Source organism: Photobacterium lucens, assembly GCF_009873615.1.
Taxonomy (GTDB): Bacteria; Pseudomonadota; Gammaproteobacteria; order Enterobacterales; family Vibrionaceae; genus Photobacterium; species Photobacterium lucens.
On the sequence record NZ_SSMG01000398.1, the window covers coordinates 1 to 11,867 of the forward strand.

The window sequence follows — 11,867 nt, forward strand, 5'->3', positions numbered from 1 at the left end:
GTTAAGAATATGGGCTTGCTATCGATAAAAATATCAGAAATACCTTATTTATTTTATAAAATAAGGTAGTGGTTAAGTAAAATTAAATGAATAATTATTTTAAAAAATGAATAGTGTATTCTGAGGTTTATTGAGGGATAAAAAAAGGGCACATATTGTGCCCTTCCCGTTAGGTAAGATTAACTTACATAACACGCATACCTGGTTGCGCACCGTCGTGTGGTTCAAGGATCCAAAGATCTTTACCACCAGGGCCTGCCGCTAGGATCATGCCTTCAGACATGCCGAACTTCATCTTACGAGGCTTCAGGTTAGCAACAACAACGGTTAGCTTACCTACAAGCTCTTCTGGCTCATAAGCTGCCTTAATACCAGAGAATACTTGGCGCATTTCACCGCCAATATCTAATTGGAATTTAAGCAGTTTGTTAGCTTTTGGTACTGATTCGCAAGAGACGATTTTAGCAATACGTAGATCAACTTTAGCAAAATCATCAAATTCGATTTCAGCTTCAATAGGCTCTTCTGTAAGCGGGCTTGCAGGTTTTGCTGCCGCTTCAGCCGCTGCCTTATCTGCTGCTGCTTCTTCTTTAGATGATTCAACCATCGCTGCAACGTGTGCAGGATCGATGCGGTTAAATAGTGCTTTAAACTTCGTTACTTCGTGCGCAGTGAGTGGCTGAGCAATTGATTCCCACGTTAGTGTTTCGTTTAGGAATGCTTCGCTACGCTCTGCAAGTTTTGGCATTACAGGTTTTAGGTAAGCCATTAGCACGCGGAACAGGTTAATACCAACAGTACAAATTTCTTGTAGTTCTTGATCTTTACCTTCTTGTTTCGCTACAACCCAAGGTGCTTTTTCATCAACGTATTGGTTTGCTTTATCAGCTAGCGCTGTGATTTCACGAATAGCACGACCGTATTCACGGCTTTCGTATAGTTCACCGATGCGATCAGCAGCTGCAACGAATTCTGCGTATAACTCAGGCTCTACGAAGTTGTCAGATAGTTTGCCGTCAAAACGTTTAGCGATGAAACCTGCGTTACGAGAAGCAAGGTTAACAATCTTGTTTACAACGTCGCTGTTAACACGCTGTGTGAAGTCTTCTAGGTTCAAATCTAGATCGTCAATACGGCTGTTTAGTTTCGCAGCGTAGTAGTAACGTAGACATTCAGGATCTAAGTGCTTCAAGTAAGTACCTGCTTTAATGAAAGTACCTTTAGACTTAGACATTTTCGCGCCGTTTACGGTTACGTAGCCGTGTACGAATACATTGTTTGGCTTACGGAAACCTGCACCATCTAGCATTGCTGGCCAGAATAGGCTGTGGAAGTAAACAATGTCTTTACCGATGAAGTGGTATAGCTCTGTAGAGCTGTCTTTGTTCCAAAACTCATCGAAGTTTAGATCGCCACGCTTGTCACATAGGTTTTTGAATGAACCCATGTAACCGATAGGTGCGTCTAGCCATACATAGAAGTATTTGCCAGTTTCACCTGGGATTTCAAAACCGAAGTATGGTGCATCACGTGAGATATCCCACTGTTGTAGACCAGACTCAAACCACTCCTGCATTTTGTTTGCAGTTTCGTCTTGAAGTGCGCCAGATGTTGTCCACTCTTTTAACATGCTTTCAAATTGAGGCAGGTCGAAGAAGAAGTGCTCTGAATCTTTCATTACTGGTGTCGCACCAGATACAGCAGATTTAGGGTTGATCAAATCTGTTGGGCTGTAAGTTTCGCCACAGTTATCACAGTTATCGCCGTATTGATCTTCAGCTTTACACTTAGGACAAGTGCCTTTTACGAAACGATCCGGTAGGAACATTTCTTTCTCAGGGTCAAATAGCTGAGAAATAGTACGGCTAGTAATAAAACCTTTTTCTTTTAGCTGAGTGTACACAAAAGACGCCAATTCACGGTTTTCTGGTGAATGTGTGCTGTGGTAGTTGCTAAAATCAATATCGAAGCCAGCAAAATCCGCTTGGTGCTCTTTGCTAACTTCAGCAATCATTTGCTCAGGTTCCATACCCATCTGCTGGGCCTTAAGCATGATTGGTGTACCGTGTGCGTCGTCTGCACAGATGAAATGAACTTCGTTGCCGCGAAGGCGCTGGTAGCGCACCCAAATATCCGCTTGTACATGCTCAAGCATGTGACCTAAGTGGATAGAACCGTTAGCGTACGGTAGGGCGCAGGTAACCAGAATTTTTCTTGGATTTGCAGCCATAATTACTTATTTCGCTCATGATGGGTAAAAAACGTAGCTGTAAATACTACCTGATGGCAGGCGTTATTCCTAGCATCAGATACGGTTTTCTCTGTTTAAAAACACGTGAGATAGGGCAGTGGTATTGCTTTGGTGGTAGCATTGAGTAAAACAAGCAAAAATAGCGATGCAACAGTGGGTTAATTGCTTTAATTAGCATCAATTTGTTGCTTAATTGCTAATACATTATGTGGAGCGTTAACATGACTAACGATGTCACTCATCGTTTTCAGAGTGTTGGTGATATATGCCAATGGCTGAATTTATTTGAACACCCTCTTCTTAATCCTGAGTGGGCAGATGTACCTAATTTGGTTTCTGTGTCTGCTGATGGCTTGATTAGTATCACCATCCCGTTTGCTGCCGCTGAGCTGATTAATGAACTTGAAGATTGGATTTCAAACCAACAAAGCTGCGGCGCTATTGCTGCAAATGCTGCTTTTATTGTTCGCTGTAAAGTTGCGACGTTGGCGGTTGAAAACAAACAACCCTTACGTGGTGTGAAAAACATTATCGTAGTGAGTTCTGCCAAGGGCGGCGTGGGTAAATCAACAACATCAGTTAATTTAGCTTTAGGTCTTCAGCAACAAGGGGCTAAAGTTGGATTACTTGATGCAGATATTTATGGCCCATCAGTGCCAATGATGCTTGGTACTATGGATCAAAAACCACAATCACCAGATGGCAAAATGATGATGCCAATTGAATCTTGCGGTTTATACACCAACTCGGTGGGATATTTAGTACCAGCGGAAAGTGCAACCATTTGGCGTGGTCCAATGGCATCTAAAGCTCTTGCTCAAATTATCAATGAAACGTGGTGGCCTGATTTAGATTACCTTGTTATTGATATGCCACCAGGTACGGGTGATATTCAATTAACCTTATCTCAGCAAATTCCTGTTACAGGGGCTTTAGTGGTTACTACGCCACAAGATTTAGCATTAGCCGATGCCATTAAAGGGATCAGCATGTTTAATAAAGTGGATGTGCCTGTGCTGGGCATTGTGGAGAACATGAGTTACCACATTTGTAGCAACTGTGGTCATCATGAAAATATCTTTGGTACTGGTGGTGCGGCGAAAATGGCACAAGAGTATTCAGTTCCCTTGTTGGCGCAGTTACCGCTTGATATTAAAGTTCGCCAAGATATTGATAATGGTAAGCCAACAGTGGCTGCATCGCCGAACTCAGAACAAGCGGCAGCGTACATTGATTTAGCAGCATCTGTTGCTAGTCGTCTTTACTGGCAGGGTGAAACTGCAGTAGAGCAGATTACTATTCGTACGATGTAACAAATATATGAGATGGGCTTCGCCCGTTTTATAGTTAAATGTGTCAGATGTCTCATTTTTATTGGCATCTGACACCACAACTGCTTATAATCAGGCGGTTTAATTATTTATCTCGCCACGTGATCTAACAGGTGCCTTCTGATATGTCTGAAAATTCACACCAATGCGTAATTATTGGTATTGCAGGTGCTTCTGCATCTGGTAAAAGTCTGATTGCCAGTACTGTATACAAAGAGTTAAAAGAAAAAGTAGGCGATCATCAGATCGGTGTTATTACTGAAGATTGTTACTACAACGATCAAAGCCACCTGACCATGGATGAGAGGGTCAAAACTAACTACGATCACCCAAATGCGCTTGATCACGATTTACTTTGTGATCACCTAGAGCAACTGATGAAGGGTGAAGCAGTAGAAGTGCCTCAGTACAGCTACAGCGAACATACTCGCATGAAGGAAACTACACTAATGACACCGAAGAAGGTGATCATTTTAGAAGGTATCTTGTTGCTTACTGATCCACGCCTTCGTGAAATTATGCACGCTAGCGTATTTATGGATACACCACTTGATATCTGTTTACTTCGTCGTCTACAACGTGATGTTGCAGAGCGTGGTCGTACAATGGAATCAGTATTAGTTCAGTATCAAAAGACGGTACGCCCTATGTTCATGCAATTTATTGAGCCGTCAAAACAATATGCTGATATCATCGTTCCTCGCGGTGGTAAAAACCGAATTGCTATCGACGTGCTAAAAGCGCATATAGCGAAGTTATTACGTTCTTAATGTTTTATAAGGCTGGCAATTGCCAGCCTTATTTTTATCTTTGGGGAAAACCCTGTTAAGATTTGCCTACACAGGTTATATTTTGTTGATATTACGTGTGTTTTGCTATTCAGGAGAAAGCTCAAATGAGACTTTGCGACAAGGATATCAAGGCGTACCTTGATGAAGGAAAGATCAGCATTGAACCACGTCCGTCAGATGACTGTATTAGTGGTTTAACGGTTGATGTGACCCTTGGAAATAAATTCCGTATTTTTAACGATCATGGTGCTCCTTTTATCGATCTTTCTGGTAAGAAAGAAGATGTTGCGGCGCAACTTGATAAAGTAATGAGTGATGAGATTGTTGTGAATGAAGAAGAAGCTTTCTTCCTTCATCCTGGGCAATTAGCACTAGCCGTTACTCATGAATCAGTAACACTTCCTGCAAACATTGTAGGTTGGTTAGATGGTCGTTCATCATTAGCACGTTTAGGGCTAATGATACACGTAACAGCACACCGAATCGATCCAGGTTGGTCTGGTCGCATTGTACTTGAGTTTTATAACTCAGGTCGTTTGCCATTGGCACTACGTCCCCACATGCCAATTGGTGCGCTAAGTTTTGAAACCCTATCTGGTGAAGCAGAAAAACCGTATAACAAGCGTGTTGATGCGAAGTATAAAAATCAGCAAGGTGCTGTTGCTAGTCGTATTAACGAAGACGATAAAGCAAGCTAAGTAAAAGCATTCGTTAATGAATAAATAAAAAGGCAATCGTAAAGGTTGCCTTTTTTGTTGTTGATACAAGATGTTCCAGTATGAAACTATCATTATAAATAGTTGTCGTAGCAAGGTGATTTACTGTTATGACAGTAAATAATTAACCTTTGTTGGTATATGGATAGAAATTTTCAGTGCAGTGCAACAATTGATAAGTGCTGTGGTGAAAAGAGGCGAGTATGAAAAAATTACTGTATGTGTTGCTCGGTATTATCATTGTTGTAGTACTTGGGATTGTTGCGTTAGTCACGCTAGTCAATCCGAATCAATTTAAGCCTGTTATTGCAGAGCAGGTGAAAGAACAAACCGGTCGTGATCTGGTGATCAGTGGTGATATCAGCTGGCGCTTTTTCCCGACTCTAGGATTGGATGTTGGCGAAACTGCATTAAAAAACCCACAAGGTTTCGCACAACCGAATTTAATTCAGTTTAAACAAGCAGAGCTGTCTGTTGCTGTTTTACCTTTGTTATCTCACAAGTTAGATATTGGTACAGTCAGTTTGGATGGCGCACATGTTTTTGTTCAAACCCTAAAAGATGGTCACAGTAATCTTGATGATTTGACGAAACAGTCAACATCAACCACTCAGCAAGAAAGTACAGCAGCACCAGCGTCTAAGCCAGCAAAGGAGACAGCTTCAAAAGCGGCTGAAAAGCCATGGCAGGTATCGTTAGCTGGCGTTAAATTACTGAATGCCAGTGTTGATCTCGTCAATGAGAAAACAGGTTCAAATATCGCTTTAAATAAGGTGAACTTCATCTTAGATACACTAGCGCCTAATACGTGGACAAAAGCACAATTTGATATGGCGGGTGTGGCTAATGGACTACAGTTCACGACTCAAGGTAGCACTGAGCTCAATTTGTCTGCGTCATACAAGCTGTGTGAATTAAAAGATTTACAGTTATCTTTAACCGCGAAAGATGCGAAGACTTATATCAAACATGCGCAAATTAATGTCGATCACTTTAAGTTTGGTGAATGGGCGACATTAACACTGCAAGCTGAAGGCAAATTATCTGATATTGCTTTTGCAACAAAAGGTCAGACACAATTAAGTTTATCTTCTGATCAAAATATTTTAACGCTTGAAAACTTGTCGTTAGAAAACAGCCTATCAGGTAAAACATTACCTCGCCCGAATATGCAGGTAAACCTGAAAACCAATGCGACTTATGATGTTGCAACGAAGACTGCAACCTTATCGAAGTTCAGTGCGAATGCTGATGAGTTAGCAGTATCGGGTAATGCGTCATTTGTTAATCATGATGTGCCTGTTATTCGCTTTAATTTTACAAGTGATAATATTGATCTTGATCGCTGGATGACAGCTGAGAGCTCAGCACCTACTGAGCAAAAGAAAACACCAGAAACCGCATCTAGCAACGCTGCAGCTGCGACTTCTAGTAGTGCTGCACCCTCTAAGGTTCAAGCACCAAGTGCTCCTGTTAATACCACAAATCATGAACCTGACTTATCTCTATTAAAGGGGATTGATGTTGCAGGTACTATTAGTGCGAAACAATTTGTGGTTGCTCATGCTCACTTATCTGATGTACAGCTAGCATTGTTGATTAAAAATGGCATTGCAGAGCTGAGTCATTTAAATGCTAAGTTGTATCAAGGCACCATTGCCGCATCGGGTAAGTTAAATGTAAATACACCGCTGGCTACATATCAATTCCATAACCAAATCAATGGGGTCGAAATACAACCATTATTGGAAGATATTGCGGATAATAAACAATTAGCAGGTATTGCCAACATTACGACAAACCTGTCAGGTACAGGATTATCTGCTGAGCGTTTACGAAATGGCGTTTCTGGAACCATTGATGTCAAGCTTACTGATGGTGCTGTTTATGGCGTTAATATTTCAGAGATGATCCGCAGTGCAAAAGCACGTTTAAAAGGCGAGAAGTTAGCTGATGATAAGAAAGAGAAAAAGACAGATTTCTCTTCTTTAACAGCGTTACTCAAGTTAGGCCAAGGTAAGGCAACGGTTGATAATTTGCATCTAGCTTCACCGCTGATTGATATTAATGGTCGTGGTGTTACTGATTTAAATAATGAATCAATGGATTTTTCTGTCGATACTGCAATTGTTGCTAGTGGCAAAGGTCTTGATGAATTGAAAGGTATTACTGTTCCGATTAAAATAAAAGGAACTTGGCAAGAGCCTCAATATCAGTTAGATCTGAAAAATTTATTTAAGCAAAATAGCGAATTAGAGCAGAAAGCAAAGAAAGAACTCAATCGTGGTCTAGAAAAGTTATTTGGTGATAAAGCCAAAGATGAAAAGATCAAGAATGTTGCTGATCAACTGTTAAAAGGGCTATTTAACTGAGTTAATTGAAGATTGCTCACGATAAGAATGAAAAGGTTTGCTTCATTAGGCAAGCCTTTTCTATTTTGTATGTATTAAAAATTATAAAGTAAATGGCGACTTTGTAATGAGAACGATAACAGTGACTTATAACATGTCATTTGTTATGCATTAAATGACGCCATAGTGAAGGACTATGATAGATAAACCAACGTCAACTGAAGAAGAAAAGTCAACGTTCATGGCAAAAGTAATGAAGGTTGTGACTTTTGTTGTAGATAAGATCAAAGCGTTCCCACCTATTGATCATTTTATTCGTGCTGCAGATCGCTTTAATGACCGCTTAGGTAGCCAGTTCGGTGCCGCCATTACCTATTTCTCATTTTTGTCATTAATCCCAATCTTAATGGTGTTATTTGCTGCTGCCGGTTTTATTCTTGCGTCTAACGCTTCATTGCTAAATAGCATTATCGATAAAATTGTAGCGGGAGTAACAGATCCTAACTTAGCGACAACCCTGAAAAATACCGTCAATATAGCGATTAGCCAGCGTACCACAGTAGGTTTAAGTGGTTTAGCAATTGCGCTGTATTCTGGCGTGAGTTGGATGGGGAACTTACGTGAAGCAATTCGTGCACAAACCCGTGATGTGTGGGAAAGAAAACCAGAAGATAAAGATCATTTCCTTCTGCAATACCTAAAAGATTTCGTTGGTTTGACTGGTTTGGTTGCCGCTTTGATTTTTACCGTAGTATTAACTTCAGTAGCAGGCTCTGCTCAAGCAACCATCGTACATGCATTAGGGCTCGAAGATATAACTTGGTTACGTCCGGTGCTCACAGCAACAGCACTTACCATTTCTATCTGTGCGAACTATTTAATGTTCTTATGGATCTTCTGGATGCTACCAAAGCGTCGATTTAATCGTTGGGCATTAATGAAAGGAACGCTTTTAGCGGCTGTTGGCTTTGAAGCGATTAAGTTTGCGATGACCTTTATGTTACCTAAATTAGCAAGCTCTCCATCAGGAGCTGCCTTTGGTTCAATTATAGGTTTGATGGCGTTTTTCTACTTTTTTGCACGATTAACACTATTTTGTGCCGCTTGGATTGCGACAGCAAATGAACATCGTATTACGCCGATCACTGATGAAGAATAACGACTTTATTCTGTGATGAATACAAGAAAGGATGACGCTATGTCATCCTTTTTTATTACATTCAGCAATATTGAGCTGTTTTAGAAAATGGCTGATTTGACTAATTTGAAGACCAATTCTTGGCTCGATGAACTTACGGCGGATCATGGCATAGCTGACTGTTGCAATAGCTATGGCAATAAAGACATTGGTATTGAGTACAATTAAAACAAGGCTAACAATACCAATATAGGCGATGCTATAACCGATCACTTGGTTTTCATTATGTTGGAGATGGATGCCACAGTTCTCACAGGTAAAAGAGAGGGTATCTTGGTTGAGTGTTGGTACTGAGGTTTTATGCTGACAGCAAGGACAAGTTTTCTTCATTTTATTACCTTTAATAGACTTACAACGCCAGATATGCGAACTACATCCTTGTCTATATCAGTAGTGCTATATTACTGAAGGTAGGAGTATCGTTTGACTGAGTAATGTAAAAACTTTGTCATGGTATAGTTAACTGATTAATATATTAATAATGATTCTGTATTTATAGCAATAGTTTTTCGTGCTAGATATGAAGCTAAATACAAAGGAGTGTATGTGGATTCAATAACTCAGGCTGCATTAGGGGCATCTGTTGCAGCGGTTGTGGCTGGACGTCACTGTAAGCCTAAAACATTATTGATTGGTGCTGCGTTAGGGACGTTACCTGATTTAGATGTTTTTATTGATTATGGTGATCCTATTTCAGATACGGTGAAGCACCGTGGCTTTAGCCATTCACTTTTTGTGTTGTTACCGTTCTCTTTATTACTTACCGCATTGTGGCATCACTATCGACCTACAGTATTATCATTTGGTCGATTATGTCTATTAGTTGCCGCATGTTTGATCACTCATCCACTACTTGATTCCTTCACCACTTATGGCACGCAACTGTTTTGGCCTTTAGATAACAGTGTTGCGGTATCGAGTATTTTTATTATCGATCCACTCTATACATTGCCTTTGCTTATCATGCTGATAGCAAGCTTGATGTGGCGAGAGAAAATGGCAAAACTCTGTAGTATTGGACTTATCATTTCAACGACTTACTTAGCATGGTCAGTCGTTGCGTATAAGGTCATAGAGCATCGTATTGAGCAAGAATTAAAGCACACACCGTTAGCTAATAAGCCCATGTTTATCAGTCCAACCCCGTTTAATACGGTACTGTGGCGGTTTATTATTCTTGATGGTGATAAATATTATGAGGGCTTTTCATCTTTGCTCGATCCAAAAGATGATGATGGTTACCCTATACAATGGGCGCAGCGAGAACGAGGTACGCTACCGTTAAAACAGCCTTCTGAGCATGTTGCAATGCTAACCAAGTTTGCGAGCGATTTTGTTCAGTATCAAACGATTGATGATCAATTAGTGGTGACAGATCTGCGATTAGGATTAATCGAATATTTGCCATTTCGTTTTATTGTTGCCAAGCAGTCACCACAGCAAGATTGGCAATTAATGACCCCGATAAAGATGGAAGAGCGAAAAGTGAAACCCAAGCACCTTCCTGCATTATGGCTACGTTTATTAGGCAGCCAAGATGTGAATGCCGATCTATGCCATATTAATGAATGCCCCAGTAACACTGTTACAAAAACGTAAATACAACGTTTCTTTCACTGTTTTCTTATGTGTTGATTTAGTAATGATAATAGGCTTTTTTCGCTGTGCGAGTCACAGAGATGGAAGCCTATTTTTTCACCTGTTTAGACTGTGATTGTTATCAATAAACACTAGGCGAAATATTGCGACTTTACCCCTAGAGATGGATTTTATATTGAATTAACAGGGAGAAAGGTAATGTTGTACCTTGAGTTTATATTCCTACTTGTCGTGCTTTATGCCGGTAGTCGGTTTGGTGGTATTGGGCTTGGTGTTGTATCTGGTTTAGGTTTGTTGGTGGAAGTGTTTATCTTCCGTATGCCACCAACGTCACCACCGATCACCGTGATGCTGATTATTTTGGCGGTAGTGACATGTGCATCGATCCTTGAAGCCGCGGGTGGCTTAAAGTACATGTTGCAAGTTGCAGAGCGTATTCTACGTAGCAATCCAAAGCGTGTGACTATCGTAGGTCCATTAGTCACTTACGTGATGACATTCATGCTAGGTACGGGTCACGCAGTGTACTCAATTATGCCTATCATTGGTGACGTAGCACTGAAAAATGGTATTCGTCCTGAGCGACCAATGGCTGCATCTTCTGTCGCATCGCAATTAGCGATCACGGCAAGCCCTATTTCTGCGGCGGTGGTGTATTACCTTGCTCAGTTATCAGGAATAAATGAATCTATTAGTTTGTTATCTATTTTGATGGTAACTGTGCCTGCGACTTTGGGCGGTACGTTATTACTGTCTCTGTATAGCTTACGTCGTGGTAAAGAGCTCGCTGATGATCCTGAGTATCAACGTCGTTTAAATGACCCAGTTTGGCGCGATCAAATTCTGCATACCACTTCAACATCATTAAATGAAGAGTTACCAAAATCAGCCATGCATGCGGTAATGCTGTTTATTTTAGCGTTAATCACGATTGTCATTGTCGCGATGGTACCGGAAATTCGCACGATTGGTGATGCTAAACCTATTTCTATGTCATTGATTATTCAAATGATGATGTTAGGTTTCGGTGGTTTAATTCTATTAGTAACGCGTACTAATGTGCAGAAAGTACCAGAAGGGGTGGTATTTAAATCTGGTATGGTCGCTGCGATTGCGATTTTTGGTATTGCATGGATGAGTGATACATATTTCCAGTATGCAATGCCATCGTTTGAATCAGGCATTACGGAAATGGTTCAGCAGTATCCATGGACGTTTGCACTGGCATTATTTATTGTTTCAGTGGTAGTTAATTCACAAGCGGCAACAGCACGTATGATGTTACCTGTTGGTTTAGCAATGGGGCTAAGTCCAGCATTATTAATTGGTTTAATGCCTGCTACATATGGTTACTTCTTTATTCCTAATTACCCGTCAGACATTGCAACTGTGAACTTTGATGTAACGGGCACAACGAAAATTGGTAAATGGTACTTTAACCATAGCTTTATGATGCCAGGTTTAATTGGTGTGGTATCAGCTTGTTGTATTGGTTACGCCATTGCACAAGTACTTATTTAATAAGGATTTATGAGTTTTTTAAAGGCATCCGTTGGGTGCCTTTATTGTATTTACTCTTACCTGAGAAGTTTGCTGTAATTCTGATGTCTATTTAGAATAATTAATAGTT

Annotated in this window: 9 protein-coding genes; 7 read left to right on the forward strand and 2 right to left on the reverse strand. The window is 40.5% G+C overall.

The window, feature by feature from the left end; genetic code table 11:
• Window positions 1-184: 184 nt before the first annotated feature.
• A complete protein-coding gene (gene metG / locus E5A76_RS16510) occupies window positions 185-2,230 on the reverse strand; it encodes a methionine--tRNA ligase (RefSeq protein WP_161119589.1) in 2,046 nt (681 codons plus the stop codon).
• Window positions 2,231-2,472: 242 nt separating this feature from the next.
• Here metG and apbC point away from each other — a divergent pair, with 242 nt between their 5' ends.
• The 5 genes from apbC (at window position 2,473) to yhjD (ending at window position 8,599) form a co-directional block, all read left to right on the forward strand.
• Complete coding sequence (gene apbC, locus E5A76_RS16515) at window positions 2,473-3,564, forward strand: iron-sulfur cluster carrier protein ApbC (RefSeq protein ID WP_161119590.1); 1,092 nt, start codon at window positions 2,473-2,475, stop codon at window positions 3,562-3,564.
• A 143-nt stretch (window positions 3,565-3,707) separates the two neighbouring features.
• The gene (gene udk, locus E5A76_RS16520) at window positions 3,708-4,352 is read left to right on the forward strand and encodes a uridine kinase (RefSeq protein ID WP_053986905.1); all 645 of its coding nucleotides are present in this window, start codon (window positions 3,708-3,710) and stop codon (window positions 4,350-4,352) included.
• Between the two features lie 125 nt (window positions 4,353-4,477).
• Window positions 4,478-5,071, forward strand: a complete 594-nt coding sequence (gene dcd, locus E5A76_RS16525; protein WP_161119591.1) for a dCTP deaminase — start codon at window positions 4,478-4,480, stop codon at window positions 5,069-5,071.
• 221 nt (window positions 5,072-5,292) lie between these two features.
• Complete coding sequence (locus tag E5A76_RS16530) at window positions 5,293-7,461, forward strand: AsmA family protein (RefSeq protein WP_161119592.1); 2,169 nt, start codon at window positions 5,293-5,295, stop codon at window positions 7,459-7,461.
• A gap of 175 nt (window positions 7,462-7,636) precedes the next feature.
• Window positions 7,637-8,599 carry an inner membrane protein YhjD gene (gene yhjD, locus E5A76_RS16535; RefSeq protein WP_107165353.1) on the forward strand — a complete coding sequence of 321 codons (963 nt, stop codon included), beginning with the start codon at window positions 7,637-7,639 and terminating at the stop codon, window positions 8,597-8,599.
• Window positions 8,600-8,641: 42 nt separating this feature from the next.
• Here the strand turns inward: yhjD and E5A76_RS16540 are convergent, their stop codons facing one another.
• Window positions 8,642-8,968: a hypothetical protein gene (locus tag E5A76_RS16540; protein WP_161119593.1), complete on the reverse strand. Its 327-nt coding sequence runs from the start codon at window positions 8,966-8,968 to the stop codon at window positions 8,642-8,644.
• Between the two features lie 216 nt (window positions 8,969-9,184).
• Between E5A76_RS16540 and E5A76_RS16545 the strand changes: the two genes are divergently transcribed.
• Complete coding sequence (locus tag E5A76_RS16545) at window positions 9,185-10,237, forward strand: metal-dependent hydrolase (protein WP_161119594.1); 1,053 nt, start codon at window positions 9,185-9,187, stop codon at window positions 10,235-10,237.
• Between the two features lie 198 nt (window positions 10,238-10,435).
• Window positions 10,436-11,758 (forward strand): anaerobic C4-dicarboxylate transporter, encoded by a 1,323-nt coding sequence (locus E5A76_RS16550; protein ID WP_107184368.1) that lies wholly within the window; start codon window positions 10,436-10,438, stop codon window positions 11,756-11,758.
• Window positions 11,759-11,867: the final 109 nt, after the last annotated feature.

Coding starts and splice junctions, on each gene's coding strand:
- metG (WP_161119589.1), bottom strand. CDS start 2,230: ATGGCTGCAAATCCAAGAAAAATTCTGGTTACCTGCGCCCTACCGTAC.
- apbC (WP_161119590.1), top strand. CDS start 2,473: ATGACTAACGATGTCACTCATCGTTTTCAGAGTGTTGGTGATATATGC.
- udk (WP_053986905.1), top strand. CDS start 3,708: ATGTCTGAAAATTCACACCAATGCGTAATTATTGGTATTGCAGGTGCT.
- dcd (WP_161119591.1), top strand. CDS start 4,478: ATGAGACTTTGCGACAAGGATATCAAGGCGTACCTTGATGAAGGAAAG.
- E5A76_RS16530 (WP_161119592.1), top strand. CDS start 5,293: ATGAAAAAATTACTGTATGTGTTGCTCGGTATTATCATTGTTGTAGTA.
- yhjD (WP_107165353.1), top strand. CDS start 7,637: ATGATAGATAAACCAACGTCAACTGAAGAAGAAAAGTCAACGTTCATG.
- E5A76_RS16540 (WP_161119593.1), bottom strand. CDS start 8,968: ATGAAGAAAACTTGTCCTTGCTGTCAGCATAAAACCTCAGTACCAACA.
- E5A76_RS16550 (WP_107184368.1), top strand. CDS start 10,436: ATGTTGTACCTTGAGTTTATATTCCTACTTGTCGTGCTTTATGCCGGT.